The 26447-nt window shown below is 58.4% G+C and carries 25 protein-coding genes; 17 read left to right on the forward strand and 8 right to left on the reverse strand.

Annotation, left to right across the window (positions count from 1 at the left end; genetic code table 11):
* Nucleotides 1-143 precede the first annotated feature (143 nt).
* The gene (locus MTP40_RS07480) at nt 144-1517 is read left to right on the forward strand and encodes an MATE family efflux transporter (RefSeq protein WP_249259103.1); all 1374 of its coding nucleotides are present in this window, start codon (nt 144-146) and stop codon (nt 1515-1517) included.
* A gap of 41 nt (nt 1518-1558) precedes the next feature.
* On the opposite strand, the gene MTP40_RS07485 is transcribed toward MTP40_RS07480, so the two are convergent.
* Nucleotides 1559-2101, reverse strand: coding sequence for a GNAT family N-acetyltransferase (locus MTP40_RS07485; protein ID WP_207697561.1), 543 nt, complete (start codon nt 2099-2101; stop codon nt 1559-1561).
* A gap of 187 nt (nt 2102-2288) precedes the next feature.
* On the opposite strand from MTP40_RS07485, the gene MTP40_RS07490 reads away from it, so the two are divergent.
* Genes MTP40_RS07490 through MTP40_RS07500 form a run of 3 tightly spaced genes read left to right on the forward strand, consistent with a single transcriptional unit; the run spans nt 2289 to nt 4439 of the window.
* The gene (locus tag MTP40_RS07490) at nt 2289-3044 is read left to right on the forward strand and encodes a GntR family transcriptional regulator (RefSeq protein ID WP_005934447.1); all 756 of its coding nucleotides are present in this window, start codon (nt 2289-2291) and stop codon (nt 3042-3044) included.
* A 14-nt stretch (nt 3045-3058) separates the two neighbouring features.
* A complete protein-coding gene (pyrB, locus tag MTP40_RS07495; RefSeq protein WP_249259104.1) occupies nt 3059-4000 on the forward strand; it encodes an aspartate carbamoyltransferase in 942 nt (313 codons plus the stop codon).
* A gap of 1 nt (nt 4001) precedes the next feature.
* Nucleotides 4002-4439, forward strand: a complete 438-nt coding sequence (locus MTP40_RS07500) for an aspartate carbamoyltransferase regulatory subunit (RefSeq protein WP_005934452.1) — start codon at nt 4002-4004, stop codon at nt 4437-4439.
* A gap of 478 nt (nt 4440-4917) precedes the next feature.
* Here the strand turns inward: MTP40_RS07500 and MTP40_RS07505 are convergent, their stop codons facing one another.
* The 3 genes from MTP40_RS07505 to MTP40_RS07515 form a co-directional block, all read right to left on the reverse strand.
* On the reverse strand, nt 4918-6207 hold the full coding sequence (locus MTP40_RS07505) for a sensor histidine kinase (protein ID WP_249259105.1): 1290 nt from the start codon (nt 6205-6207) through the stop codon (nt 4918-4920).
* Nucleotides 6200-6925, reverse strand: coding sequence for a LytR/AlgR family response regulator transcription factor (locus MTP40_RS07510; RefSeq protein WP_117504210.1), 726 nt, complete (start codon nt 6923-6925; stop codon nt 6200-6202). Before MTP40_RS07510 ends, MTP40_RS07505 begins: the two co-directional genes overlap by 8 nt.
* A 164-nt stretch (nt 6926-7089) precedes the next feature.
* Complete coding sequence (locus tag MTP40_RS07515; RefSeq protein ID WP_249259106.1) at nt 7090-8460, reverse strand: sodium-dependent transporter; 1371 nt, start codon at nt 8458-8460, stop codon at nt 7090-7092.
* A 186-nt stretch (nt 8461-8646) separates the two neighbouring features.
* Between MTP40_RS07515 and MTP40_RS07520 the strand changes: the two genes are divergently transcribed.
* From MTP40_RS07520 to MTP40_RS07540, 5 genes are all read left to right on the forward strand, one after another.
* Nucleotides 8647-9192 (forward strand): RNA polymerase sigma factor, encoded by a 546-nt coding sequence (locus MTP40_RS07520; protein ID WP_117535280.1) that lies wholly within the window; start codon nt 8647-8649, stop codon nt 9190-9192.
* On the forward strand, nt 9182-9526 hold the full coding sequence (locus tag MTP40_RS07525) for a hypothetical protein (protein ID WP_117534128.1): 345 nt from the start codon (nt 9182-9184) through the stop codon (nt 9524-9526). Before MTP40_RS07520 ends, MTP40_RS07525 begins: the two co-directional genes overlap by 11 nt.
* Entirely contained in the window at nt 9516-10136 is a 621-nt protein-coding gene (locus tag MTP40_RS07530) for a hypothetical protein (protein WP_117535279.1), read from the forward strand. The genes MTP40_RS07525 and MTP40_RS07530 overlap by 11 nt, the downstream gene beginning before the upstream one ends.
* Nucleotides 10123-10764, forward strand: a complete 642-nt coding sequence (locus tag MTP40_RS07535; protein WP_005934466.1) for a PrsW family glutamic-type intramembrane protease — start codon at nt 10123-10125, stop codon at nt 10762-10764. The genes MTP40_RS07530 and MTP40_RS07535 overlap by 14 nt, the downstream gene beginning before the upstream one ends.
* Before the next feature lie 145 nt (nt 10765-10909).
* Nucleotides 10910-11275: a hypothetical protein gene (locus MTP40_RS07540; protein ID WP_249259107.1), complete on the forward strand. Its 366-nt coding sequence runs from the start codon at nt 10910-10912 to the stop codon at nt 11273-11275.
* Nucleotides 11276-11415: 140 nt separating this feature from the next.
* Here the strand turns inward: MTP40_RS07540 and MTP40_RS07545 are convergent, their stop codons facing one another.
* Nucleotides 11416-13023 (reverse strand): MBL fold metallo-hydrolase RNA specificity domain-containing protein, encoded by a 1608-nt coding sequence (locus MTP40_RS07545; protein ID WP_117535276.1) that lies wholly within the window; start codon nt 13021-13023, stop codon nt 11416-11418.
* Between the two features lie 207 nt (nt 13024-13230).
* On the opposite strand from MTP40_RS07545, the gene typA reads away from it, so the two are divergent.
* On the forward strand, nt 13231-15054 hold the full coding sequence (gene typA, locus MTP40_RS07550) for a translational GTPase TypA (protein ID WP_097771217.1): 1824 nt from the start codon (nt 13231-13233) through the stop codon (nt 15052-15054).
* Nucleotides 15055-15133: 79 nt separating this feature from the next.
* Here the strand turns inward: typA and MTP40_RS07555 are convergent, their stop codons facing one another.
* Nucleotides 15134-16162, reverse strand: coding sequence for a GDSL-type esterase/lipase family protein (locus MTP40_RS07555; protein ID WP_249259108.1), 1029 nt, complete (start codon nt 16160-16162; stop codon nt 15134-15136).
* Nucleotides 16163-16536: 374 nt separating this feature from the next.
* Between MTP40_RS07555 and MTP40_RS07560 the strand changes: the two genes are divergently transcribed.
* Both MTP40_RS07560 and MTP40_RS07565 read left to right on the forward strand, forming a co-directional pair.
* Nucleotides 16537-17760, forward strand: a complete 1224-nt coding sequence (locus tag MTP40_RS07560; RefSeq protein ID WP_005934476.1) for a 6-phosphofructokinase — start codon at nt 16537-16539, stop codon at nt 17758-17760.
* Nucleotides 17761-17854: 94 nt separating this feature from the next.
* Complete coding sequence (locus MTP40_RS07565) at nt 17855-19081, forward strand: 6-phosphofructokinase (protein WP_156064457.1); 1227 nt, start codon at nt 17855-17857, stop codon at nt 19079-19081.
* 80 nt (nt 19082-19161) lie between these two features.
* Here MTP40_RS07565 and MTP40_RS07570 read toward each other — a convergent pair whose 3' ends face one another.
* Nucleotides 19162-19989: a TrmH family RNA methyltransferase gene (locus MTP40_RS07570; protein WP_249259109.1), complete on the reverse strand. Its 828-nt coding sequence runs from the start codon at nt 19987-19989 to the stop codon at nt 19162-19164.
* Nucleotides 19990-20172: 183 nt separating this feature from the next.
* Here MTP40_RS07570 and MTP40_RS07575 point away from each other — a divergent pair, with 183 nt between their 5' ends.
* From MTP40_RS07575 to MTP40_RS07590, 4 genes are all read left to right on the forward strand, one after another.
* The gene (locus MTP40_RS07575; protein ID WP_117476118.1) at nt 20173-20889 is read left to right on the forward strand and encodes a YoaK family protein; all 717 of its coding nucleotides are present in this window, start codon (nt 20173-20175) and stop codon (nt 20887-20889) included.
* A gap of 187 nt (nt 20890-21076) precedes the next feature.
* Nucleotides 21077-21550 carry an RNA polymerase sigma factor gene (locus tag MTP40_RS07580; RefSeq protein WP_249259110.1) on the forward strand — a complete coding sequence of 158 codons (474 nt, stop codon included), beginning with the start codon at nt 21077-21079 and terminating at the stop codon, nt 21548-21550.
* Entirely contained in the window at nt 21551-22531 is a 981-nt protein-coding gene (locus tag MTP40_RS07585; protein ID WP_097771888.1) for a hypothetical protein, read from the forward strand. It abuts the gene before it with no gap.
* A 204-nt stretch (nt 22532-22735) separates the two neighbouring features.
* Nucleotides 22736-24226: a DUF1846 domain-containing protein gene (locus MTP40_RS07590; protein WP_249259111.1), complete on the forward strand. Its 1491-nt coding sequence runs from the start codon at nt 22736-22738 to the stop codon at nt 24224-24226.
* Between the two features lie 89 nt (nt 24227-24315).
* Here the strand turns inward: MTP40_RS07590 and MTP40_RS07595 are convergent, their stop codons facing one another.
* A complete protein-coding gene (locus MTP40_RS07595; protein WP_098922209.1) occupies nt 24316-24819 on the reverse strand; it encodes a CYTH domain-containing protein in 504 nt (167 codons plus the stop codon).
* Nucleotides 24820-25080: 261 nt separating this feature from the next.
* Here MTP40_RS07595 and MTP40_RS07600 point away from each other — a divergent pair, with 261 nt between their 5' ends.
* Nucleotides 25081-26310, forward strand: a complete 1230-nt coding sequence (locus tag MTP40_RS07600) for a class I SAM-dependent rRNA methyltransferase (RefSeq protein ID WP_249259112.1) — start codon at nt 25081-25083, stop codon at nt 26308-26310.
* The last annotated feature ends 137 nt before the right edge of the window (nt 26311-26447 follow it).

Raw genomic sequence — 26447 nt, forward strand, 5'->3', positions numbered from 1 at the left:
CATCTTGTATTTTACAGAAAACTGTATTATAATATAGGTGTTCTTTACAAATTGCGTTGTGCCGCAAAACGGCACGGCGCATTTTTTACGCTTCGATTTTGGTGCAAGAGTATGAGAGAAGTTTCAAAGGAGGCGGAGCTTTCATGGCACAAATGTCCCAAGCCGGTGATCTGACCAGCGGCCCGATGCTGAAAAAGATCATCCTGTTTTCCCTGCCGCTGGCGGCATCCAGCTTTTTGCAGCTGCTGTTCAATGCTGCCGATGTGGTCGTGGTGGGCCGATTTGCCGGCAGCGCCGCGCTGGCAGCAGTTGGTTCCAACGGTGCACTCATCAACCTGCTGGTCAACCTGTTTGTCGGCCTTGCGCTGGGTGCAAACGTTGTGGCGGCCCGCTGTTATGGTGCAAAGGATGACCAGGGCGTGCACGAAGCGGTGCAGACTGCTGTTACCCTGAGCCTTGTGGGTGGCGTTCTGATGGCTTTTGTGGGCTTTTTTGCAGCCCACGGTCTGCTGGAACTGATGTCCAGCCCCGAGGATGTTATTGACCTTGCCACACTTTACCTGAAGATCTACTTCATCGGAATGCCGATGACCATGCTGTACAACTTCAACGCCTCCCTGCTGCGTGCCGTGGGCGACACCCGCCGCCCGCTGGTCTGTCTGGCGGTGGCAGGTGTCATCAATGTGGTGCTGAACCTGCTGTTCGTCATCGTATTCCAGATGAGTGTGGCGGGTGTTGCGCTGGCCACCATCCTCAGCCAGACGGTATCCGCCATTATGGTCACGGTGCTGCTGGTCAGGGAAGAGGGTGCCATGCACCTTGACCTGCGGCATCTGGGCTTCCACAAGAAAGCCATGCTGCAGATCATCCAGATCGGCCTGCCCGCCGGTCTGCAGAGCACCGTGTTCAGCCTGTCCAACGTGGTGATCCAGTCGGCCATCAATTCCTTTGGCTCCACGGTCGTGGCCGGAAACTCTGCCGCATCCAACCTCGAGGGCTTCATCTACACCGGCATGAATGCCTTTGCGCAGGCAGCCGTGACCTTTACCAGCCAGAACGTGGGTGCCCGCCGGTACGACAACCTCGACCGCGTCATGCGCAACTGCCTGCTCTGCGTCACTGTGGTGGGCCTGTTCCTGGGCTGCGGCGCTTACTTTGGCGGCGAGGTCCTGCTGCACTTCTATTCCACGGATGAAGCCGTGGTGGCCGCCGGCCTGTCCCGGATGCAGATCATCTGCACTGCCTACTTCCTGTGCGGCATAATGGACACTTTGGCCAGCTGCCTGCGCGGCCGCGGCTACTCGGTGATCCCCATGGTCGTCAGCCTGGTGGGCAGCTGCCTGCTCCGTCTGGTCTGGATCGCAACCATCTTCCGGATGTTCCGCTCCACCGGCACGCTGTACATCAGCTACCCCATCAGCTGGGCCCTGACCGCAGGGGTGCATCTCATCTGCCTGCTGGTCGTGCGCAAAAAGATGAACGATCAGCTGAAGGAAGAGAGCCGCCTGGCCGCATAACAAGAAATGCTCTCCTGTGCTTAGCAGGAGAGCGTTTTTGTTTACAGCATCTTCTTTAACAGATATCGGTCATACCCGCCGTACATCTCACGGCGGTCGGCAATGACAAAACCGCAGGCAAGGGCATTGTTCAGGCTGTATTGATTCTCCGGGCTGACGGTGGCCCCGATGCCCACGATGCCGGGCCGGACAAGGGGCAGCGCCGCTTCCAGCAGCTTCCGCTGCAGACCGTTGCCTCGCCAGTCCGGGTGGACCACTGCGCTGTCTGCATTGACCCAGTGCTCCCACTCCTCCCGGGGCACCCCCAGAAAGGCCGCATAGTTGTGCGCGCTCCGGCCGCAGTAGCGCAGGATAAAGTACGCCCCCAGCCGTTCGCCGTCGTATGCTCCGATGCACAGGTCCTCCCTCAGATAGGCCGTGATATTCTCCAGTGTGTCCGGCACAAACTGCTCCGGGTGGGGCATGGCGGCCCGCACTTCGTTCTGCAAAGCAAAGAATGCGGCGGCATCCGCAGGGCCGCACCGGCGCAGGCGAATGGGAAGCTGTGCAGACCGGCCACACACTTTTTGCAGTATCAGTTCCATTTTGTGAACCCTCCAAAAATAAAATCATACTTTCTGCTGGATTCCAGTATAATTACCATTCAAAATAAAGTCAAATCATGCTATAATGAAAGTAAGAAAATCTGTCCGGCGCAGCTTTTGGGTTGCAGGGCAGGTTTTCCCAAGTCCAGGCGGGCACTGCCCCGCCCGCGAACCGGAGGAACAGCCCATGAAAGAATCCAGCTCTTCGTCATCCATCCGCCTGGGCGGTGCGGTCATCAGTGACCGTGTCGTTGCGGCGCTTCTGGAAGAACTGCGCACCGGCCGCTACGCCGATGCCGACCGCCTGCCCGCCGAGGTCGATCTGGCCGCGGAACTCGGTGTCAGCCGTACCGTGATCCGGGACGCGCTGAGCGAGATGGAGCGCGCCGGTTACATCGAGCGTGTGCGCGGCATTGGCACAGTGGTCAACCGCACTGTGCTTGGCCTGCGCAGCCGCCTTGACCAGAAGCTGGAATATTACCCGCTGATCCGCAGCTTTGGCAGCTACCCCCACGCCGATGGCATCCAGATCTATCCCATCCGCGCCGGGGCCGAGCTTGCCCGGGATCTTGCCATTGCACCGGGGGACGAGGTCATCTGCATCAAAAAACGCATCCTGGCCGACACCACCCCGGTCATCTACTCCATCGATTATCTGCCCCGCGCCCTCTTTGGCAGCCGGGACTACACCCGCATCGACCTGAGCGGCGGCGTGTTCGATATTCTGGAGCAGGAATGCAACCAGCAGATCTCCTCGAATGTGGCCCACCTCAAGGCCAGCTGCGGCGACGAGGCCATCCGGGCTGCCATGCGTCTTGCCCCCGGCGAGGCCATGCTGCTGCTGGATGAGATCTGCTTCAACCGTCTGTGCCACCCGGTCATGCGCTCACTGAGTTATTACACGAATTTCTTCGATTTTTCCATTCTACGAAAATTACTTTGACGGAGGTAAAATTCATGCGCCATCTCATCGATCCCTTGGATTTCAGCCAGGAGGAGATCACTTCCCTGCTGGATCTGGCCGACCGCATCCGCTCCGACCCTGCCGCTTATCAGGACGTTGCGTCTCACAAAAAGCTTGCCACTCTGTTCTATGAGCCGTCCACCCGCACCCGCCTTTCCTTTGAGGCGGCCATGCTGAACCTGGGCGGCCATGTGCTGGGCTTCCCGAGCGAGACCGTCTCCAGCGCTTCCAAGGGAGAAAGCGTTGCAGATACCATCCGTGTGGTCTCCTGCTATGCTGATATCGTGGCAATGCGCCATCCCAAAGAGGGTGCGCCGTTCCGCGCTTCCCGCTACTCCCGCATCCCGGTCATCAATGCCGGTGACGGCGGCCACCAGCACCCCACCCAGACCATGACCGATCTGATGACCATCCGCACCCGGATGGGTCGGCTGGATAACCTGACCATCGGCCTGTGCGGCGATCTGAAGTTCGGCCGCACCGTCCATTCTCTCATCAAGACCATGGCACGCTGCAAGAACATCCGCTTTGTGCTCATCAGCCCCGAGGAGCTGCGGGTGCCCGACTACATCATCAAGGATGTGCTGGAGGCCAACGGCATTGAGTACCGTGAGACCCGGAGCCTGGAGGAATCCATGCCTGAGCTGGATATCCTGTACATGACCCGTGTGCAGAAGGAGCGCTTCTTCAACGAGGAGGATTACATCCGCCTGAAGAACAGCTACATCCTGACCAGCGAAAAGATGGCCCTTGCCAAGCCTGAAATGGCAGTGCTGCATCCCCTGCCCCGCGTGAACGAGATCGCACTGGATGTGGACAACGATCCCCGTGCTGCCTACTTTGAGCAGGTGCAGAACGGCGTATACGTCCGCATGGCACTGATCATGACGCTGCTGGGTCTTGCCGACCCCAAGGCACCGAAGGAGGGCAACTGATATGCTGAATATTGACGAGATCCAGAACGGCATTGTGATCGACCACATCAAGGCAGGCACCGCTGTGGGCCTGATGGAGCTGCTGGGCATCACCGGCAACAAGACCGCCAACGTGGCACTGATCCAGAATGCGCGCTCCCACAAGGCCGACTGCGGCCGCAAGGACATCATCAAGGTCGAGGGGGATGCCTCCTGGCTGAACCTGGACGTGCTGGCCTACCTTGACCCTGACATCAGCGTGACCGTGATCGAAAACGGCAAGGCTGTGCGCAAGGAAAAGCCGAAGCCCCCCAAGCGTCTGGTGAACATTGTGCGGTGCCGCAATCCCCGCTGCATCTCCTCCATTGAAGAGGAATGCGACCAGATCTTTGAGATGAGCTCCAACGGCAAATACCGCTGCATCTACTGTGAGCAGGAGCTGCAGGTGAAGCCGGAATAATCGGTACAAAAGCAAAAGGCAGTGCGTCCCACGCGGCGCACTGCCTTTTTTGTTTGTTACACGAAATCCTCCCGCATCGGGGTGAAGATATCCAGCAGGATGCCCGCTTCCGTGCAGGTACAGCCATGCTCCACATCGTCCTCCTTCCGGCCCGATCTCAAACAAAAAAGCCCGACAAAGCTCCCTCCGGCAGCACCGCCCGGCATCCCATTCCCACATACGATGCCGTGCAGGTGCAGTGCATTCAGAAGGTCTCTATCTGCAGCAATCCCCCAAGATCGCCATTCAGAGCTTCGTCAGACTTTTTATTCGTAAAGACGTTCCGGCCCACGCACACACGCCTGCGTTCCCGGATGTTCCTTCCTCTGTCGGCCGCAAACCATACAGCGGGGAGGCGCTCCTGCCTTTAACTTGATTTCATTGTAGCAGATTCCGATGAAACTTTCACTCCAAATGTCATATTCTGCAGGGTTTCATGTCATAACTTGCGGAGCGGGATGGTGCAGGTAAAGCGGAACCAGCACTCCCGGCAGCTGATGGTATATTCGCCGCCGTATTTTTTCAGCACATCCTGCACGTTCCACAGCCCGAAGCCGTGGCCCGCCCCTTTCTGAGAGATGCGGGGCAGCTGGCCGTCCACGAGGTTCAGGTCCTTTTTCACCCGGTTGCGGACAGAGAGCACCACCTCTTCCTCGCTCTTCCGCATCCGCACATAGACCTCCGGCGGATCAGCCTGCGCGGCGGCCTCAATGGCATTGTTGAGCAGGTTGGAGAGCACGATCACAAGGTCTGTCTGATCCATGGGCATATCCCGCAGATCGGGCAGATCAAAATAGACCATGACCCCTTTTCGGCTGGCTTCCTCGTACTTTTTGCTGAGCAGGGCATCCAACAGGGGGTTGTGGGTGTTCATAATGGTGGTATTCGCCGCAATGGTCTTTGTGAGCGTGGAAAGGTAGGCCTTTGCGCCCTCGTAATCGCCCTGCTGAAGCAGCAGAGCCAGTGCATCGGTGTGGTTGGTGAACTCATGGGTCAGCCGCCGCTGGGTCTTGTAGGATTCCAGAAGAGCTTCTGCGCTCTTCTTCTGGCGCACAGCCTCCACCATCAGTGTCTGCTGCAGCAGCATCTGGTCGTTGACCATCTGCACGATCCCCAGATGGATCAGCACTGCTATGGTCAGGCCAAAGGTCAGCATCATGTTCATCATGCTGGGCACTTCGCTGCCGCCGGATACCATCAGCACGATGTTCAGCACCACAACGATGCCAGGAAAAAAGGACATGACCAACATCTGCAGCGGGGTCAACGCCTGCTCCCGCCGCCAGCGCCGGATAATGTAGGCTGCAAGCAGGCCAGCCCCCACAACAGCAGCTACCAGCAGGAACAGACAGCTGCGGTAGCGCCAGACCTCCCGGACGGGAATGTGCTTACACCAGGCAAAGGTGTAGCTGACCGTGTTTTCCGTCAGCAGGCACATGATGCCGTTGACAAAGCAGGCCGAGAGCTTCTGGTTCCAGCTTCCGCCGAAAAAGAGCACCGTGACCAACAGGTAGATGACGTTCAATATCACAGATCCGATATTGAAAAAACCAATGTCATGCCGGATCGAGGCCGCCAGAAATACTGCTGCCAGCAGGGCTGCCCACAGGCAGGGGAAGCGGAATCTCCTACCGCAGCCCAGAAATGCATGGTCCACCATGATAAAGGCCGCCCACTGGCCAATGCAGACCAGATGCCCCATCAGAAGCCAGAGCATTTCCTTAGTCATCCCCAAACTGCCCCTTCCATTCCAGATAGGTGCTGCGAATCTCAGCATAGCCATTCCGACTCACGCCCAGCTTGACCCCATTGCGCAGGGTAACCATATAGCTGCTGATCTGCCGGATGTACTTCATATTGACCACCGCGCTCCGCCCCACCCGCAGAAAGCCGTTCTCAAACAGGGCCTGCGGCAGCTCGTTCAGCTTGCCATAGTAGGAACACAGGGGCTGGTGGGCCACATCTCCGTAAACGTTGATCTTGCGCAGGTCGCTTTCGAGGTAGTAGATGCTGTCGTAGGGCAGCTCGGTCTCGGTGCGGTTCTGCCGGATGGTCAGGGTCTTGGGAGTCCGGTGATCCTGCTCGTGCAGAATGGCATCCAGACAGCGGGGCAGCTGGCAATCCAGATCGCGCTTGAGGATATAGCGGAACGCATTCACGGTGTAGCCCTCCGGGGCAAATTCCAGATAGGCCGACACATACACCAGGCAGATCTCCGGGCTGCACTGGCGCAGCTGCTTTCCCAGTGAGATGCCGTTCATGGTGTCCAGATCCACATCCAGCAGCGCCACCTGATACAGATCAAGGTCCCGCCGGGCCAGTGTCTCTTCCCCGCTGTGGCAGACGGTGCATTCCACCTGCAGGCCCCGCAGCGCAAAGAAATCCCGGACGAGCGTTTCCACGCGGGCAGCAAATACCGCATCATCATCACAGATCAAAATGTGCATTGTGTCCTCCAACAAAACGCCCTCTCCGCCAGTGCGTCCGCCTCTCCCAAAAGGCGAGGCAATTGCTGCTCTGACTTCAGGCTGTGCAAGTTGCTTGCCCATCAGATGCGTTGCCCTCCTTGGGGAGCTGGCGAGCGAATGCGAGACTGAGAGGGTTTATTCCCTTATGCAAAGAACTTGTCGTAGATGCCAAAGGCGAAGATGAACAGCACGATCACGGGCAGACCGTAGGTCAGGTAACCGCGCATCCAATCGTGGATCTTCAGCCCCTCGCCGGTGTTGACTTCCTTCTTATAGTTGTCCCAGCCCCATCCATAGCGGGAAACGCAGAACAGCAGGTAGACCAGGCTGCCCAGCGGCAGGAACAGGTTACTGACAAGGAAATCCTCGAAGTCCAGCACTGCACCGCCAAACACGGCAAAACCATCCCAGGCCCAGAGGTTATACCCCAGCACGCAGGGCATGGACAGCAGGATGATGAGGAACAGGTTGACCAGACTGGACTTTTTACGAGTGCAGCCGGTCAGCTCCATGCCGCAGCAGATGATGTTCTCAAACACCGCCAGCACAGTGGACAGGGCCGCAAAGGCCATGAACAGGAAGAACAGGCTGCCCCACAGCTTGCCCAGCGCCATGTTAGCAAAAATATTGGGCAGGGTGATGAAGATCAGGCTGGGACCTGCGGTCTGATCCACACCAAAGGTAAAGCAGGCCGGGAAGATGATGAGACCGGCCGTGATGGCCACAAAGGTATCCAGCACCACCACACGGACGCTCTCGCCCAGCAGGGAGTGCTCCTTGCCGATGTAGCTGCCAAAAATAGACATGGCACCGATGCCCAGGCTCAGGGTGAAGAAGGCCTGATTCATCGCACCCACCAAGGTGTTGACGATGCCAACCTCCTTCATACGGCCAAAGTCAGGCACCAGGAAGAAGGAAAGACCCTCCTTTGCGCCATCCATGAAAAGGCTGTTCACGGCCAGAATGACCATGATGAGGAGCAGGGCGATCATCATGCCCTTGGTCACACGCTCCAGACCATTCTGCAGGCCCTTAGCGCAGACCAGAATGCTCAGAACGACCACGAACACCATCCAGAAGGTCATAATACCGGGGCTTGCCAGCATCTCGGTGAACTTGCCCGCCACCTCGTCTGCGTTCAAGCCGGAGAGCTTTCCGGCGGCAGTCATATAGAAATAGTGCAGCATCCAGCCTGCAACGGTGGTGTAGAACATCATCAGCAGGTAACAGCCGATCAGGGTGAAGTAGCCATGGATATGCCACTTCTGACCCGGCTTTTCCAGCACCTGATAGGCCCGCACCGGGCTTTTGCGGCTGGCACGGCCCACAGCAAATTCCATGGTCATAATGGGCAGACCCAGAATGACCAGGAACAGCAGGTAAAACAGTACAAAGGCTCCTCCGCCGCCCTGACCTGCCATATAAGGAAATTTCCACACGTTGCCAATGCCGATGGCACAGCCTGCCGACAGCAGGATGAAGCCCAGCCGCGATTTCAGCGTTTCACGTTCCATAATAAATTTGTCCCCTCCAATAATTTCAGCCGCCCGCCTTCTGCACGAAAAACAGGCGAAATCAGTTTATTATATCACAAATTGGAAGAGAATGGAGTGCTTTTTCGTATTTTCCCTTGCAAATTTCTTTCATCTTATATAAAATAGACAAGATGAAATGTGTACAACACGGAAAGGAACAACCGGATGGTCTCAGACGAAACAGCCTACCGGAAGTATCTGGCCGGAGACGAAGCTGCCGCTCAGCTGTTGGTGGAGCGGTATGGCGACGCGCTGACCCTTTACATCAACGGCGTGCTGGGCGATATCCACGAGGCAGAGGATCTGATGATCGAAGCCTTTGCCCATATTTTTGCAAGAGAGCGGCCCATTCAGGATGGCTGCTTCAAGGCTTACCTCTATAAAACCGGGCGCAATCTCGCATTGCGCTGCAAGACCCGGCGGCGGTTTTTTCTGCCGCTGGAGGAACTGCCTTTTGAACTGCCGGACGAGGCACTGGCCGAGACTGGATCACTCCGGAACGAACAGCACCGGCAGCTGTACGCCGCACTGGGCAAACTCAAAAAGGAATACCGGGAGACACTTTTTCTGGTCTATTTTGAAGAACTGAGCTACCGGCAGGCCGCACAGGTGCTGGGACGCACCGAGCAGCAGGTAACGAACCTTGTGTACCGGGGCAAGCAGCAGCTGAAACAACTTTTGGAACAGGAGGGATATCAGTATGAAAACTGATGCCGAACGGATGGCGCTGATCCGCCAGCGCACGGCCCAGCTGCAGCGTCAGGCGCGCGCACGGCAGATGCTGCTGATCGATGCAGGCTGTATGGCGGCCTGTCTTGTGCTGGTGGTCTGCCTGGGCCTTGCCATGCCCGGCTGGGCAGGCACATCGGTCGCGCTGCATGTTTCCCCCACCGGCACCGCCGGGATGCTGAGTGAGCGCGGAGCCGACGGTTATATCCTGGTGGGCGTACTCTCGTTCCTGCTGGGCTCCTGCGTGACCATCCTGCTCTACCGACTGCGCCGCAGCAGTGAAAAGAAGCACACGAGGGACGACGATGAGCTTTGAGATCATTGACAACACCTTTCAGGTGATCGTGCTGGCTGCGATGGCGCTCCTCGCCTTTCTCCTCGCCTTCCGGCGCAGCAGCCGCTCCTGCCTGATCCTGGCGTTCGGCTACGCCAGCTTTATGATGGGCACTTTGTACTACCTGCTCCATCTGATCATTCTGGGCCATGGGCCGCAGGTGTTTTATGTGGCCGAATGCTCCTGGATGGCCTCGTATTTCTTTTTTCTCTCGCTGGAGATCCTCTATTGGGAGGGCCTGCGCCCGCCGTTCTCGCCTTTTGCGCTGGCAGCTGGGGTGGTCTTTGCCGGAGTTGTCATGCGGGTGCAGGTGTTTGGCCCTTCGCCGCTGATGTCTGGTGCGCTGGCGCTCACCTTTGGCACGCTGGCCTATCTCTGTTTTTCGGCCCTGCAAAAGGAAAAACGGCTCCGGCCTTATGAGATCGCACTTTTGTTTGAAATGTCCTTGCAGATCCTTCTGTTCGTTGCCTCCGGGTTCATCCGTGATTACACCCGGTTCAGCCTTTACTATGCTGTGGACATCCTGTTGACCCTCACGCTGGTCAGCTTCCTGCCCCGTATCCTGCAGGAGGAGCCCCATGACCTACATTGAAAACATCTTTTTGTGCCTGGCGCTTCCCATGCTGCTCTCCCTGCTGTTCACATCGGGCAGCCCCCGGCGCTTTACCCTGTTCGTGGTGCTGGGCATGGCCACCTGCCTGCTTTCGGCTTATGTCAGCAGCTTTTTCATGGGGCGGCACCAGTGCAGTGCCGTGACCACCGCCATTGAGATCGCACCTGTCTGCGAGGAGATCCTGAAGCTGCTGCCTCTGCTGCTCTACTTTTTGATCTTTGAGCCGGATTCCCACAAGCTGACTCCTGCGGCCATTGGCATTGCAGTGGGCTTTGCTACCTTTGAAAACGTCTGCTACCTGACCGAAAACGGTGCAGGAAGTTTTGTTTTCCTGCTCATCCGCGGCATGTCCGCCGGGGCCCTGCATCTGGTCTGCGGTATCCTGACCGGTCTGGCACTGGCCTATGTGTTCCGCCGTCCGTGGCTCACCTGCACCGGCACGGTGGGGATTCTGGGGGTCTGCATGGTGCTGCACGGCATCTACAACCTGCTGATCACCGCCGACGGCTTCTGGCAGATGGTCGGGTACTTCTTTCCTTCTGCCATCATCGTCACCCTGTTTGCGGCAAGGCTGCTCCACAGGGGCAGGCACACTGTTTTTCACTGACCGTTTCCCGCTCTTTTCCGGAGCGGGAAATTTTTTTGAACTTTTTTCAAATTTGGGTGAAAGGAATCGGCGTGAACTGTATTATAGGAGATAGAGAGGACGGAAAGCAGCCGCTCTGATGATCTCTCAAAAGGAGGGACTGTCCATGACCCAGAAGGCGAGTGTTCGTATGGAGGAAATTCGCCGCCGCACACGCAGGCTTCGTCAAAGGCGGGCACATCGAATCAACTGCGCTCTCTCCGCAGTTTGTCTGTTTTTGACAGTCGGCATTGCGTCCCTGCTGTATCAGGAGCATGTTCCGGGTCTTTCCATCGTTCTGGCCGGGTACGGCTCGGTGCTGCTGCACAGCGGCGCTGATGCTTATATCGTGGTCAGCGTCGGCTCCTTTGTCACCGGCGTTGTATTCACGTTGCTCGGCATCCGGTACAGGCGGTACAAAACACTGCACCGCCCCTTCTCCCCGGATGCTGCAGACAAGGCTTCCTCCCAAAGCCTCTCTGACGACCAGTAGCGCCCTCCATGCTCTTCTCCCACACACTTTTCTCCATACCCCGAAAAGGCTCTGCCGTTTCTCCCGGCAGAGCCTTTTCCCTTTCAACCAAAAACAGCACGCCGAAGCCGAACGGCGTGCTGTTTTTTCTGGTTCTATGGTTATCTGTCCCACTTGTCGCACAGGGCGTTGATCTGGTCGGCAAACTTGGCAAGATCCTTGTTGGCCCCGCCCTCGTTGTGCTCGATGACGCGGAGCAGCCGCTTGCCGGCGCTGACCAGCCGCTGGAACACCGTTGCGGCGCGGGACGCGCCCTCACTGGGCTTGTGCTCCAGCCGGACACGGGAGCCTTCCTGCAGGCAGACCGCACCCTCGGCCCCAATGGCCCACTGCTCCCCATTGTAAGGGGCACAGGCGGTAAAGCCCTGCTCGGTCAGGGTCTGGGCAAAGATGTTCTCCACCTCGTCCTCGCCATGGATGACAAACACCCGCTTGGGCTTGGGGCTGAACGCGTTCACCCAGGCCAGCAGGCCCTCGCGGTCGGCATGGCCCGAAAGGCCCGTCAGCTGACAGATTTCTGCCTGCACGTCGATGGTCTCACCGAACAGCTTGACATTGACGGCACCATCGATCAGGGTGCGCCCCAGCGTTCCCACGGCCTGATAGCCCACAAAAAGGATCGTGCACTCCGGCCGCCACAGATTGTGCTTGAGGTGGTGGCGGATGCGGCCTGCCTCGCACATGCCGCTGGCCGAGATGATGACCTTGGGCACCCGGTCGGCGTTGATCATCCGGGACTCATCGCTGGTCACGCTGACCTGCAGCCCCGGGAACTGGATTGGGTCGATGCCCTGTGCCAGCAGCGCCCGGGTATCCTCGTCAAAGCAGTCGGGATCGGTATCTTTGAAAATGCGGGTCGCCTCAATGGCAAGGGGGCTGTCGATGTAGACCGGGAAATTACCGTGGCCGGTGACCAGCCCCTCTTTTTTGATCTCACGGATAAAGTAGAGCAGCTCCTGGGTACGGCCCACCGCAAAGCTGGGGATGACCACATTGCCGCCCCGGTCAAAGGTGCGCTGCAGGATCCTGCTCAGCTCCCCCACATAGTCCGGGCGGGGACCGTGGCTGCGGTCGCCGTACGTAGACTCCATAAACACATAGTCCGCGTCCCGGATCGTTGTCGGGTCCTTGATGATGGGCTGATGCTGGTTGCCGATGTCCCCGGAAAAGACCAGCTTGGTGGTGGTGCCGCTCTCAGTGACCCAGATCTCGATGCTGGAAGAACCCAGCAGATGGCCCACATCGATGAAGCGGATCACAAGGCCCGGGGCCAGTTCGATCTTAGTGTTATACTCCATGCCCCGGAACAGCTGCATGGCCGCCTCGGCATCCTGCACGGTGTACATCGGCTCCACCGGCTCGGCACCGGCACGCTTCGCCTTGCGGTTCTTCCATTCAGCTTCAAACTCCTGAATGTGGGCAGAGTCCCGCAGCATGATGCTGCACAGCTGAGTCGTGGGCTTGGTGGCATAGATCCTGCCCCGGAAGCCGTTGCGCACCAGCAGCGGCAGCTGGCCTGTATGGTCGATATGCGCATGGGTCACCAGCACGCCGTCAATTTCACCCGGTGCCACAGGGAGGGGCTGGTTTTCGTAGACATTCTTGCCCTGCTCCATACCGCAGTCAATGAGGTAGCGCTGCCCAGCTGCTTCCAGCAGGGTGCAGCTGCCCGTGACCTCGTGGTTGGCTCCCAAAAATGTGAGCTTCATAGATACACCTCCCGGTTCAGTTTTGCACCCTTAGTATAGCACAACTCGCTGCATCCATCTGCCCAAATCATGTAAAGAGTTATCGGGCAAAGCGCCGAAATTTTGAAAAAGTTTTTATACAATCTTGACAAACCACCCCCAACTGAGATAAACTTTATTCGTATGACGTAACTTCTACAGAGATTCAAAATAGAGAGGTAGTTATTTATGGTTCGTAACGATTTGCGCAACGTCGCCATTATCGCTCACGTTGACCACGGCAAGACCACGCTGGTGGATGCCATGCTGCGTCAGAGCGGCGCTTTCCGCGACAATCAGGTCGTGGCAGAGCGTGTCATGGACAGCGGCGATATCGAGCGTGAGCGCGGTATCACCATTCTGGCCAAGAACTGCTCCTGCACCTACAAGGGTGTCAAGATCAACATCGTTGATACCCCGGGCCACGCCGACTTTGGCGGCGAGGTCGAGCGCGTGCTGAAGATGGTCAACGGCGTGCTGCTGCTGGTGGACGCTGCTGAGGGCTGCATGCCCCAGACCCGTTTTGTTCTGCAGAAGGCTCTGCAGCAGAACCTGAGCCTGGTGGTTGCCATCAACAAGATCGACCGCCCCGATGCCCGCATCAAGGAAGTCATCGATGAGGTGCTTTACCTGCTGATGGATCTGGGCGCTTCCGATGAGCAGCTGGAATGCCCCATCCTGTTCTGCTGCGGCCGTCAGGGCACCGCAAGCCTGGACCCCGATGTGCCCGGCACCGACCTGATCCCCCTGTTCGACACCCTGCTGGACACCATCCAGCCTCCTCAGGGCGATCCCGAGGCTCCCTTCCAGATGCTGGTCTCCTCTGTTGACTACAACGAGTTCGTTGGCCGCATCGGCATTGGCCGCATCCAGAACGGCGTTGCCAAAGTCGGCGAGGAAGTGGTCGTGTGCGATTGGCACAACCCCGACCTGAAGATGCGCGGCCGTCTGACCAAGCTGTACGATTTCCAGGCCAATGGCCGTCAGCCCTGCGACAACATCACCGCAGGCGATATCGTTGCATTCTCCGGCCTGCCCGATGTCACCATCGGCAACACGCTGTGTGCTCCCTCTCAGGTTGAGCCGCTGCCCTTCGTGAAGATCAACGACCCCACCGTGGAGATGACCTTCTCCGTCAACGACAGCCCCCTGGCCGGCCGTGAGGGCAAGTACGTCACCAGCCGCCAGATTCGTGACCGCCTGCAGAAAGAGCTGCTGAAAGACGTTGCTCTGAAGGTGGAGGATTCTCCCACCACCGATTCCTTCCGCGTCATGGGCCGTGGTGAGATGCACCTGTCCATCCTGATCGAGACCATGCGCCGTGAAGGTTACGAGCTGCAGGTCTCTCCCCCGCACGTTCTGACCAAGGTCATCGACGGCAAGACCTACGAGCCCATGGAGCACGTTGTCATCGACGTTCCCACCCAGTATCAGGGTGCTGTGATGACCGGCCTGGGCCAGCGCAAGGCCGTTCTGCAGCAGATGGAGTCTCTGGGCACCGACCGTGTCCGCCTGGAGTTCCGGATGCCCAGCCGCGGCCTGTTCGGCTACCGCAACCAGTTCCTGACCGATACCCACGGCGAAGGCATCCTCAACCAGATCTTTGATGGCTACGATGTCTGGGCCGGTATGATCGCCAACCGTTCCACCGGTTCTCTGGTCAGCTTTGAGACCGGCGAAGCCGTTACCTACGGCCTGTACAACGCGCAGCAGCGCGGCACCCTGCTGGTGGGCGCTGGCGAAAAGGTCTACGAGGGCATGGTCATCGGCTACACCGCTTCCGGCGAGGATGTGGATGTCAACGTCTGCAAGACCAAGCACCTGACCAATACCCGCGCTTCCGGTTCCGATGACGCTCTGCGCCTGATCCCCGTCAGCAAGCTGAGCCTGGAAGGCTGCCTGGAGTTCCTGGCACAGGATGAGCTGCTGGAGGTCACCCCTGAGAATCTGCGCATCCGCAAGCAGATCCTGAACCACGACCAGCGCATGAAGGCAAAGAGCAAGCTGAAGTAAGCTGCTTCCCTTCCCGATCAACATAAAAAACGGCATCGCAAACCAATCGGTCTGCGATGCCGTTTTTGCGTTTCGCTCTTTATTCAGCGCTGTATGCGCTGCCCATAGTCCAGGAGTTGGAAGCCGAATACTTTGCGTGGTTGCGCAGGTAGGTGACCCAGGCACCATAGCCGTTTCCGGCCGAGAAGTGGACTCCATCCGGAGCCGCCAGCATCTCTTTCAAATTCCCATTCTCATCGGCAAAGGTCTCCCACAGGTCAAGGTAGACACAGCCCTTGTCTGCAGCCAGCTTTGCCAGCTGCTCGTTCACAGAGCGCAGGACATCGGACGCAAGACCGGGCTTTTCCGCAGCAGCCCGGGGCCGCACCGGCGGGATGGACTGGACATAGATGACACAGCCGGGCAGAGCCTGCCTGAGCTGATCCAACATCTGGCCATAGTAGGCCAGAAAGCGGTCTGCTGCGCCCAGCGTGGTCAGCGTGTTGGTGCCCAGCAGGATATAGAGCTTTTTCGGCTGGGCCGCTGTCAGCACATCCATTGCCACCTCTGAGCCGCGCACGCTGCTCTTGACCGCGCTGCGGTTCACGATGGCATCGGGGCCCACACCGGTATAGCCGCAGATGAGTGCCCCGCCCAGGTTGATGCTGTAATCGGAAAAGCCCACGGTCAGGCTGTCGCCCAGCAGGGCCGCATCCGAAAAGTAACTCAGATCCACCTGCCCACAGCCGGGCTGACGGATCACGCTGCTGTCATACGCCTTGACCTGATAGGCCCCCGCTGCCTGCCGGGCGGGGCCGAACTGTTCCAGCGTGACAGCCGCCGCATCGTCGGCTCCACTGCCTTCCCCTGCCGTACCGCCGGCGCTGTCTGCCGCAGAGGCTCCCGTATCTCCCTGCATGGGCAGCGGAGCCAGGATATTGGCCGCTGTGCCCGCCGCCGGGCTTTGCTGGACAGCCTCGCTCTGCTTTTCGCCATTTTCCAGAATGGCCGTGACGGCCAGCGACAGCAGCAGGATCGCTGCAATGACCCCCGCCAGCCGCAGGCCGGTGCCTGCCTTGCTGCGCCGTCTCCGGCCATGGGTGGAATGATATTCGTGTGAGATTCCCATTCTTTTTCCCGCCTTTCCCTGTTTTCTTTTCTCTATCATTACGGTCAGTATCCCCGAAAAATTGCAAAGTTTGCATTCTGCACTCCGACCGACCCTGTGTTTTTGTAGGATACGCCAAATATTGTATCATAATTTTTTTGCCCGTGCAACCAATCAGGTCTTGCATACAACAGAGAAATAGTTTACAATAGTATTGTTGCAGGAATTGCACAGTTTTCATTGAATCAGATGCACATCCTGCATTCTTTTTGTACGACTTGCGGCGCGCATCCGCAATCTCCTTCCCCGGGCAGTGCAGGGCTCTGGGAGGACACAGAAGGACTTGCCGCGCTTTGCAGGACGTGAACTGTTGTTCTTTTGGATAAGGAGGACGTATGTCAAAAAATGTCATCATCGGCCAGAGCGGCGGCCCTACCGCCGTTATCAATTCCAGCCTGGCAGGCGTATACAAAGCTGCCTGTAGTCTGGGAGCCGATAAGGTCTACGGAATGAAGTACGGCATCGAGGGCCTTTTAAAGGAAGAGATGCTGGAACTGAACGTTCTGCTGGATGACCGCATGAGTATCGAGCTGCTCAAGCGCACCCCGTCCAGCTATCTGGGCAGCTGCCGCTACAAGCTGCCAGACCCGGATGTGGACTCTACCCCGTTCATCAAGCTGTTCACCCTGTTTGACAAGTACGATATCTGTGCGCTGTTCTACATCGGCGGCAATGACTCGATGGACACCATTGCAAAGCTCTCCCGTTACGGTGCCCAGGTGGGCAGCAGCGTCCGGTTCATCGGTGTGCCCAAGACCATCGACAACGACCTCTGCCTGACAGACCACACCCCCGGCTACGGCTCTGCCGCCAAGTACATTGCCACCATCCTGAAGGAGGTCATCCGTGACTCCTCCGTTTACAACATCCGCAGCGTGACGGTGGCCGAGATCATGGGCCGCCACGCGGGCTGGCTGGCCGGTGCAGCTTGTCTGGCCGGCGGCGATGACTGCGAAGGCCCCGACCTCATTCTGCTGCCCGAAGTTCCCTTTGACCCGGACAGGTTCCTGACCCGGGTGGACGAGCTGCAGCGGGTCAAGCCCAATGTCATCATTGCAGCCAGCGAGGGCGTTAAGACTGCCGACGGCACCTATCTGTGCGATCTGGTCTCCACCGCCGGGCAGCTGGATGCCTTTGGCCACAAGGCCATTCTCAGCGGCACCAGCCGGTATCTTTCTGACCTCATCCACGATAATCTGAACTGCAAGAGCCGTGCCATTGAGTTCTCGACTCTGCAGCGCTGCGCCAGCCATCTGGCCAGCCGCACCGATGTGAACGAGGCCTACGCCGTGGGCGGCGCTGCCGCTTCCGCTGCCTTTGCGGGCGAGACCGGGCGGATGATCTCGCTCAAGCGCATTTCCGATTACCCCTACCAGTGCATCACCGAGTCCGTGGATGTCCAGCAGGTGGCAAACCTGGAGAAAAAGGTGCCGCTGGACTGGATCACCCCGGACGGAATGCAGGTGACGGCGGCGTTTGAGGAGTATGCCCGCCCGCTCATCCTGGACGAAGTAACGCCGGTCTACGTCAACGGCACCCCGCGCCATATCTGCCTGTAAGCTTCCTTTGCGCGTTTCCTCCCCCCTCGTGGTCTGTTTTCGTGCTCCTGCACGATAATATAAAAGCCGAAACAGAAGAAAAGGAGAAATCATCATGGGTAAAAATGCAATCGTTGGTCAGTCTGGCGGCCCTACCTCCGTCATCAATGCAAGTCTGGCAGGCGTATTCGAGAGCTGCAAGAGCCGCGGCGCTGAGATTGTTTACGGCATGTGCAACGGCGTTGCCGGTCTGCTGGAGGAGCGCGTGGTGGATCTTTCCACCGTGCTGACCGACGACCTGGATATCGAGCTGCTCAAGCGCACCCCGTCCAGCTTCCTGGGCAGCTGCCGCTATAAGCTGCCCGATTGGCACGATGACGAGACCGTTTACAAGAAGCTGTTCACCATCCTGGAAAAGCTGAACATTGGCTACTTCTTCTACATTGGCGGCAACGACTCCATGGATACCATCGGCAAGCTGGCCGAGTACGGCAACCGCATCCAGAGCGACATCCGCTTCATGGGCGTTCCCAAGACCATCGATAACGACCTGATGGTGACCGACCACACCCCCGGCTACGGCTCTGCGGCAAAGTACATCGGTGTGGTGATGAAGGAGATCATCCGCGATGCCACCGTTTACGGCACCAATTATGTCACCGTGGTCGAGATCATGGGCCGCAACGCCGGCTGGCTGACCGCTGCTGCCTCTCTGGCCAAGAGCGATGACTGCGAGGGCGTGGATATGATCTGCCTGCCCGAGGTCCCCTTCAACGTGGAGCACTTCATTGAGAAGGTCCGCGCCATGCAGGAGAAGAAGCCCAGCATCGTGATCGCTGTTTCCGAGGGTGTCAAGCTCGAGGACGGTCGTTATGTCTGTGAGCTGGCCGATGATGTGCACGCAGTGGACGCTTTCGGCCACAAGGCACTGACTGGTACCGCACGCTATCTGGCAAATGTGGTCGCCCGCAATCTGGATACCAAGACCCGCTGTATCGAGCTGTCTACCCTGCAGCGCTGCGCTGGTCACCTGACCAGCCGCACCGATATCACCGAGGCTTACCAGGTGGGCGGCGCTGCTGCCAAGGCTGCCTTTGAGGGTGTCACCGGTCAGATGGTCGCCCTGAAGCGCATCTCCAACAGCCCCTATCAGTACATCACCGAGCTGCACCCCATCAGTGAAGTTGCAAACCTCGAGAAGAAGGTTCCCCTGAGCTGGATGAACGAGAATCACACCCAGATGACCGAGGAATTCCTCGAGTATGCCCGCCCGCTGATCCAGGCTGAGCTGACTCCGCTGTACATTGCAGGTCTGCCCCACCACATCTACATGAAAAAGTAATTTCTCCTTTGAATCCTTCTAAGGCATAGCAAAACTCCCGCCCGGCTCCGGACGGGAGTTTTTTCTGTGTGGCTTATGAATTACTGTTTGCCCAGCTGCCAGAACGCCACGGCGCTGGCGGCGGCAACGTTCAGGGAATCGACCCCGTGGGACATGGGGATCTTGACTGTGTAATCGCAGGAAGCGATGGTGGTATGGGAAAGGCCGTCTCCCTCCGTGCCCAGCACAATGGCAAGCTTCGGTTCCCGGGCAAGAGCTCCGTCATCGATGCTGACCGAACGGTCGCTCAAGGCCATGGCAGCCGTCTTGAAGCCCAGGGCATTCAGCTGAGCAAGCCCCTTTTCGGGCCAATCAGCGGACGTTTCGCCGATCTGCGCCCAGGGCACCTGAAATACCGTGCCCATACTCACGCGCACGGCCCGGCGGCAGAGCGGGTCACAGCAGGAGGGGTTGATAAGAACAGCGTCCATGTTCAGCGCTGCCGCGCTGCGGAAGATGGCACCCACGTTGGTGGAATCCACAATGCCCTCCAGCACGGCCACCCGCCGGGCGTTCCGGCAGAGCTCCTCCACGGTGCGGGGCTTCGGACGTTGAAAGGCGCAGAGCACGCCCCGGGTCAGCTCGTAGCCTGTCAGTGCAGCCAGCAGCTCCCGGTCAGCAGTATAAATGGGTGCATCCCCGCAGCGGGTCAGGATCTCCGCCGCTGGGCCGGTGATCTGCCTGCGCTCCATCAGCAGGGAGACCGGTACAAAGCCTGCATCCAGTGCCCGGGAGATCACCTTGGGGCTCTCGGCAATGAAGATGCCTTTTTCGGGTTCCAGCCGACTGCGCAGCTGGTTCTGCGTCAGGCGGGCGTAGGGGTCCAGCTCCGGCGCGTGAAAATCCGTGATCTCGATGATATTGGGCATGGGGAGATTCTCCTTTTTCTGTATGAATGGTCTTATTGTAGCACAACCCGGATGCAATTGCAAAATACATGGCAGGCATATTCGTTTTACATGGTCAAAACCGCCAAAAAGCGTCTTTGGTTTTTGACAAATCCGTCAACCCGCGTTATAGTATAGGGGTAAAAAATCAGAGGGGGAATTTGCATGAATTCCAAGAAAAAGCGCCGCGGCCAGATGTCGGAAGCCTTCTGCACGGCAATGTTCCTTTCACTGTCCGGCGGCCTGCAGGACGTATACACCTATCTGTTCCGGGGCAAGGTGTTTGCCAACGCCCAGACCGGCAACATCGTGCTGATGGCTGTCCATGCCTTTGCCGGGGAGTGGGGGCGTGTGCTGCATTATCTTGTGCCCCTGTGCTTCTTTGCGCTGGGCGTGTTCGCGGCAGAGCTGATGCACCAGAAGCTGCAGAATCTGCAGCGGCTCCACTGGCGGCAGCTGGTGGTGCTGTGTGAGATCGTGATGCTGTTCGTGGTGGGCTTTTTCCCGCAGGAGTGGAATCTTATGGCCAATGCGCTGGTCTCGTTTGCCTGTGCGATGCAGGTGCAGACCTTCCGCAAGGTGAACGGTTATGCCTTTGCCAGCACCATGTGCATCGGCAACATGCGCAGCGGCATGGACTCCCTCTGCAGCTGGGTGCTCAACCGCAATCCTGCCGCCCTGAAAAAATCCCTTTATTACTGGGGCATCATCCTCCTGTTTGCGCTGGGCGCGGGCCTGGGCAGCCTGACGCTGGACCTCTGCGGCGCAAAGGCCATTTGGTTCTCCTGCCTGCTGCTGGCCGTCAGCTTCTGCCTGATGTTCCTGAAAGAAGATGTGGAAGAGATCAAAGAAGATCTTGAAGCACTGGAAGCAAAACATTAAATAAAACATTAAGTCAGGGAGTTTCCCTCAGTTTCACGCTGTTTACCGCCATGCCAAAGGCTCCCCTGGTAGGAGAGCTGGCGAGCGCCAGCGAGACTGAGGGTTTATTTTTCTCCGAATCTATCCAACACTTCCCCGGTCTCCTTCGTCTTACAGGCAGAACGACGCAATGAAAGGAGGAAGCCCCATGTGGGAGCTGCTGTACGAGACCTTCTGGGACAGGCTGGAACACTTCTGTTTCAATCTCTGCCGGGACGAGGCCCGGGCGGAGGATCTGACCCAGGAAGTCTTTCTGCGGGCACTGCAGAACCGGAGCCTTATCAACAGCTTTACAGAGCGGCAGTGCAAGGCCTGGCTGTTTACCACTGCACGGAATCTCTACTGCGACCAGCTCCGCCGGACGGCAAAGGAGGAGCAGCTGCTCAGCACCTTTTTCCCGGAAGAGGACAGTGCTGAACCGGATTCCGCGCTGGACACAGTGGAAGCCGCCAGTCTGCTGGCTCTGCTCACCCCGGAAGAACGGCGGCTGTTCACCCTGCGCTATACAGCGGGCTACAATGCCAGCGAAATCGGTCAGCTGCTCAGTCTCCCGCCCGGCACGGTCCGCAGCCGCCTTGCCCAGATACGCCATCGCCTCAAAACTGAACTTACGGAGGATTAAATGATGAAAAAGAACCTGAACGTGGACGCTATGATCCTGGACCTGCGCAATGTGCAGGAGGATTTTCTTGACCGCTATGAGCAGATCAAGCTGGACTGCATGATCGCGCTGACCTCGCCCCGGGTGCAGACGCTCCTGAGCCAGCACAACATTTCTCTGGATTCGATGCTCTGCAAAAATGTCCCGGAGGAGGTCTCGGTGGGTGTGGTCAATGGCAAGGTCACGCTGAGCTCTGCCAGCCAGACTGCCGCCGGGCAGGTACTGGTGGTCAACGGCAAGCTGATGATCACACCGGATGCTGCGGAGGTTTTACAGAAGTACGCCTGCATTCTGGTCAACGGTATGATCTACTGCCCGCAGTGCCTCTCGGCAGTGGTATCCGCCCGCTGCATCCTGAACGGAAAGCTGGCGGTCTACCCCGATGATGCAGTGCTCCTGCCGGGAAGCTCCATCAAGCTAGACAACACCTTCCTGCTGCGGGCACAAAGCCGCCTGTACTGGAATGAACATCGCTTCCTGGCGGTTGACCCCAGGCTCGACACTGCCGCACTGGCCGCAAAGGGCTGCAGCTTTTCCGCTCCAAAGGCTATCCTGTGCGCAAGCCTTGCGCCCGTTCTGGCCCCGCTCTTCCCGGATTCCACCGAGCTGATCATCGTGCCGGACGGCACCGCCGTGGTGGAGGACGACCTGGAGCTGACCGCCTCTTCCCTGCGCCGGTATGGCACCCGTCTCTATGTGCTGGGTGATGCTGTCATCCCCGCAGAGAGCGCAGACCTGCTGGCTCAGATCGAATTCCTGCATGTTACCGGTGAAGTAGAGCTGCCTGATGCTCTGGAAGCGGCCTTCTTTGCCATCCCTGAGCTGGAATGCGGCAAAGTAGTCCACGAGGACGCTCTGCCCAAACAGACCCGCGCCAAAGCAAAGGATGAGGAGCCCGATCCGGATACCGTGACCCTCAGCGGCATCCAGCTGACCCTGTAATCCGCACCGTTCCTCCCTGCCCCGCTCTTTCCGGCAGAAGCGCTCTGCTGGAAGGAGCGGGACTTTTGTTGATTTTTTATTGCACCCGCTCCTCTGATATGATATACTAATTTTTGTATTGTGTAATTCCCCGGGCACACTTCCGCTGTGGAACCCGCTGCCCGGGCAGGATATGGGAACCGAAATCAGGAAGAGGAGCAACGAATGAAAAAAGGATTTGACAACGACAAATACCTGCAGATGCAGTCGGAGCACATCCGGGAGCGGATCGCGCAGTTCGACAACAAGCTGTATCTGGAATTCGGCGGCAAGCTGTTCGATGACTACCACGCCTCCCGCGTGCTGCCCGGCTTCCAGCCCGATTCCAAGCTGCAGATGCTGCTGCAGCTGAAGGATCAGGCCGAGGTCGTTATCGTCATCAACGCTGAGGACATCGTCAGCAGCAAGGTGCGCGGTGACTATGGCATCACTTATGATCTGGACGTTCTGCGTCTCATCGACGCATTCCAGGAGCGCGGCCTGTTTGTGGGCAGCGTATGCGTGACCATGTACACCGCTGCCCCCGAGGTGGAAGCCTTTGAGAAGCGGCTGAACAGCCTGGGCATCCGCACCTTCCGGCACTATAAGATCCCCGGCTACCCCAACGACGTTGCCCGCATCGTGAGTGACGAGGGCTATGGCCGCAACGAGTACATTGAGACCCAGCGCCCGCTGGTGGTTATCACGGCTCCCGGCCCCGGCAGCGGCAAGATGGCCACCTGCCTGTCCCAGCTGTACCACGAATACAAGCGGGGCGTGAAGGCCGGTTATGCCAAGTTTGAGACCTTCCCCATCTGGAACATTCCCCTGAAGCACCCGGTCAACCTGGCATACGAGGCCGCTACCGCCGACCTGAACGATGTGAACATGATCGACCCGTTCCATCTGGAGGCCTATGGCAAGACCGCGGTCAACTACAACCGCGACATTGAGATCTTCCCCGTGGTCAACGCCATGTTTGAGCTGATCGCAGGCAAGAGCCCCTACCACTCCCCCACCGACATGGGCGTGAACATGGCCGGCAACTGCATTGTGGATGATGCGGCCTGCTGCGAGGCTTCCCGCAACGAGATCGTCCGCCGCTACTTCAAGGTCCTGTGCGACCTCAAGAACGGCGCACAGATCCAGAGCGAGGTCTACAAGCTGGAGCTGCTGATGAATCAGGCCGGGCTGACCCAGGGCAGCCGCCCGGTGGAGCAGGCCGCCCATGCAGTCTCCGAAAAGACCGGCGGTGCCCCCGCTGCCGCCATTGAGCTGCCGGACGGTACCGTTGTCACCGGCAAGACCGGCCCCCTGCTGGGTGCCGCTTCCTCCGCTCTGCTCAACGCGCTGAAAAAGCTGGCCGGCATCGACCAGGAGCTTGACCTCGTTTCTGCTGCCGCCATCGAGCCCATCCAGACCCTCAAGACCAACTATCTGGGCAGCAAGAACCCCCGTCTGCACACCGACGAGATCCTGATTGCCCTGTCCAGCTCGGCCGCGCAGAATCCCACTGCTGCAGCCGCCCTCAAGCAGCTCTCCCACCTGAAGGGCTGCGATATGCACTCCACCGTCATCCTGTCCAGCGTGGATATGGATACCGTGAAGAAGCTGGGCATGTATCTGACCTGCGAGCCCACCTATGAGGAAGCAGACCGGATGTACCACAAGAAGTAAAAAATAATGACCCTCTCTGTCATTGCTTTGCACTGCCGTCTTTCCCCAAGGGCTAGGCGACCGTATCTGCGCGACGGAGAGGGTCATTTTTATTTCCGGGTCTGTTCCCAGTAGGCTCCCATGCTCTGGCCGGGCTGGTCTGTGACATCATCGTTCAGATAGTCTGCAAGACCAAAGGCTTCCGGCTTCCAGCTGCGGGCAGCATCCACGGTGGGGTATTCCACCTCAGCGTACCAGAACGCAGTGGGCTGGCCCTCATCCACGTGGTTCACCTCCAGCACAAGGCCATCGGGCAATGCGTAGCTTCTGCGGATCTTCCCGATCAGGGGCTTGCCGATGATCTTTGTTTCCAGTTCATCAAACAGTTTCTTGTCGATGGGGCGCTCGATCTCCTCCCGTGCAAGCCCGCTTCCGGACTTGAAGCAGAGGATATAGGCCGTCTCGCCGCCCTTGAGCGCCTCCTCCCGGATGCGCACGGTGGGCCGCACGCTGATATATCCCTGCCGCATGGCAAACTCTTCCTTGAGCGGCAGAGCCGGGAAGTTTTCGCCCTCCGGCCAGCCGTTCACCATCCATTTGCGTTCGATCTCCATGACGTTTTCCTCGTTTCTGTGTTTTTGTATTTATTCTAGCACGTTTTTATGCTAGAATAAATATCAGTATGAAATTTTAGCATCCTCACCCTCTCAGTCAATGCCTGACGGCATTGCCAGCTCCCCCAAAGGGGGAGCCAAGAGCCGCTCTGTATTCAAGCTTGATGAGACTAAATCGAAAATCGCCAAAGGCTCTCCCTTTGGGAGAGCTGGCGAGCGGAGCGAGACTGAGAGGGCGAGCCAGTTATAACAGGAGCAACTATGAAATCTTCTCGCAATTACCCCGTTTACACCGTCAACAAACACGCCGAGGGCCTGCTGGTGGGCGGCCACCCCTGGGTGTACGAAAACGACATCCTGGGTTCCCCGGAATCAGAGCCTGAAAACGGCACGCTGGTCGATGTGGTCAGCACAAAGGGTGCCTATCTTGGCACCGGTTTTCTCTCGCTGAAAAGCAAGATCCGGGTGCGGCTCATCTCCCGCAACGCCAACGACACCTTTGATGCCGCTTTCTGGAAGCGCCGGGTCGAATACGCCTGGGCCTACCGCAAGACCGTGCTGGAGCCCGCCGACCTGACCGCCTGCCGTGTCATCTTTGGCGAGGCTGACCAGTTCCCGGGCCTGACTGTGGACCGGTTCAACAATATCCTTGTCACCCAGACCCTGAGCGTGGGCATGGAAAAGCTCAAGCCCATCCTCTTCCCCCTTCTGGCAGAAGTCCTGCGCGCTGACGGCCAGACCATTGAGGGCATCTACGAGCGCAACGACGAGGCTCTGCGGGCCAAGGAGGGCCTGGCACAGAGCAAGGGCTGGTTTGGCCTGCCCGGCGAGACGCACCCCGACAGCACCCAGACCGAGATCTGCGAGAACGGCGTGTTCTACCACGTTGATTTTGAGAATGGCCAGAAGACCGGCTTTTTCCTCGACCAGAAATACAACCGCCGGGCTGTGGCCCGCATTGCTGCCGGGCACACTGTGCTGGACTGCTTTACCCACACCGGCAGCTTTGCGCTGAACGCCGCCAAGGGCGGGGCTGCCCGGGTCACCGCCGCTGACATCAGCGCCGAGGCCATTGCCATGGCCCAGCGGAACGCCCAGCGCAACAACCTGACCAACATGGATTTTCTCTGCGAGGACACCTTTGAGCTGCTGCCCCGGCTGGAAAAGGAGGGCCACCCCTACGACTTTATCATCCTTGACCCGCCGGCCTTTACCAAGGCCCGCCGCACGGTGGAGAACGCCATGCGCGGCTATAAGGAGATCAACTACCGCGCCATGAAGCTGCTGCCCCGGGGCGGCTATCTGGCCACGGCCAGCTGCTCTCACTTTGCCACCGAGGAGCTGTTCATCAAGATGCTGCACGCCGCCGCAAAGGATGCTCACCGGCAGCTGCGGCAGATCGAGGTGCGCCAGCAGGCCCCGGATCACCCCATCCTGTGGGGCGTGCCCGAGACCAATTACCTGAAGTTCTTCCTGTTCCAGGTGATCTAAAAGTAATACCAAATACGATATCTCCCAAAAAAACGAGAACGTGTTTGTGCAGAATCGTCAGTTTTGTCAATTGCCTTTTGAGCCGTTCCGGGATATAATCAAACCATAGACAGCAACGGCGCTGTGGGTCACCTCCT

The organism is Faecalibacterium sp. IP-3-29, assembly GCF_023347335.1.
GTDB classification, from domain to species: Bacteria; Bacillota; Clostridia; order Oscillospirales; family Ruminococcaceae; genus Faecalibacterium; species Faecalibacterium duncaniae.

Coding starts and splice junctions, on each gene's coding strand:
- MTP40_RS07480 (WP_249259103.1), top strand. CDS start 144: ATGGCACAAATGTCCCAAGCCGGTGATCTGACCAGCGGCCCGATGCTG.
- MTP40_RS07485 (WP_207697561.1), bottom strand. CDS start 2,101: ATGGAACTGATACTGCAAAAAGTGTGTGGCCGGTCTGCACAGCTTCCC.
- MTP40_RS07490 (WP_005934447.1), top strand. CDS start 2,289: ATGAAAGAATCCAGCTCTTCGTCATCCATCCGCCTGGGCGGTGCGGTC.
- pyrB (WP_249259104.1), top strand. CDS start 3,059: ATGCGCCATCTCATCGATCCCTTGGATTTCAGCCAGGAGGAGATCACT.
- MTP40_RS07500 (WP_005934452.1), top strand. CDS start 4,002: ATGCTGAATATTGACGAGATCCAGAACGGCATTGTGATCGACCACATC.
- MTP40_RS07505 (WP_249259105.1), bottom strand. CDS start 6,207: ATGACTAAGGAAATGCTCTGGCTTCTGATGGGGCATCTGGTCTGCATT.
- MTP40_RS07510 (WP_117504210.1), bottom strand. CDS start 6,925: ATGCACATTTTGATCTGTGATGATGATGCGGTATTTGCTGCCCGCGTG.
- MTP40_RS07515 (WP_249259106.1), bottom strand. CDS start 8,460: ATGGAACGTGAAACGCTGAAATCGCGGCTGGGCTTCATCCTGCTGTCG.
- MTP40_RS07520 (WP_117535280.1), top strand. CDS start 8,647: ATGGTCTCAGACGAAACAGCCTACCGGAAGTATCTGGCCGGAGACGAA.
- MTP40_RS07525 (WP_117534128.1), top strand. CDS start 9,182: ATGAAAACTGATGCCGAACGGATGGCGCTGATCCGCCAGCGCACGGCC.
- MTP40_RS07530 (WP_117535279.1), top strand. CDS start 9,516: ATGAGCTTTGAGATCATTGACAACACCTTTCAGGTGATCGTGCTGGCT.
- MTP40_RS07535 (WP_005934466.1), top strand. CDS start 10,123: ATGACCTACATTGAAAACATCTTTTTGTGCCTGGCGCTTCCCATGCTG.
- MTP40_RS07540 (WP_249259107.1), top strand. CDS start 10,910: ATGACCCAGAAGGCGAGTGTTCGTATGGAGGAAATTCGCCGCCGCACA.
- MTP40_RS07545 (WP_117535276.1), bottom strand. CDS start 13,023: ATGAAGCTCACATTTTTGGGAGCCAACCACGAGGTCACGGGCAGCTGC.
- typA (WP_097771217.1), top strand. CDS start 13,231: ATGGTTCGTAACGATTTGCGCAACGTCGCCATTATCGCTCACGTTGAC.
- MTP40_RS07555 (WP_249259108.1), bottom strand. CDS start 16,162: ATGGGAATCTCACACGAATATCATTCCACCCATGGCCGGAGACGGCGC.
- MTP40_RS07560 (WP_005934476.1), top strand. CDS start 16,537: ATGTCAAAAAATGTCATCATCGGCCAGAGCGGCGGCCCTACCGCCGTT.
- MTP40_RS07565 (WP_156064457.1), top strand. CDS start 17,855: ATGGGTAAAAATGCAATCGTTGGTCAGTCTGGCGGCCCTACCTCCGTC.
- MTP40_RS07570 (WP_249259109.1), bottom strand. CDS start 19,989: ATGCCCAATATCATCGAGATCACGGATTTTCACGCGCCGGAGCTGGAC.
- MTP40_RS07575 (WP_117476118.1), top strand. CDS start 20,173: ATGAATTCCAAGAAAAAGCGCCGCGGCCAGATGTCGGAAGCCTTCTGC.
- MTP40_RS07580 (WP_249259110.1), top strand. CDS start 21,077: ATGTGGGAGCTGCTGTACGAGACCTTCTGGGACAGGCTGGAACACTTC.
- MTP40_RS07585 (WP_097771888.1), top strand. CDS start 21,551: ATGATGAAAAAGAACCTGAACGTGGACGCTATGATCCTGGACCTGCGC.
- MTP40_RS07590 (WP_249259111.1), top strand. CDS start 22,736: ATGAAAAAAGGATTTGACAACGACAAATACCTGCAGATGCAGTCGGAG.
- MTP40_RS07595 (WP_098922209.1), bottom strand. CDS start 24,819: ATGGAGATCGAACGCAAATGGATGGTGAACGGCTGGCCGGAGGGCGAA.
- MTP40_RS07600 (WP_249259112.1), top strand. CDS start 25,081: ATGAAATCTTCTCGCAATTACCCCGTTTACACCGTCAACAAACACGCC.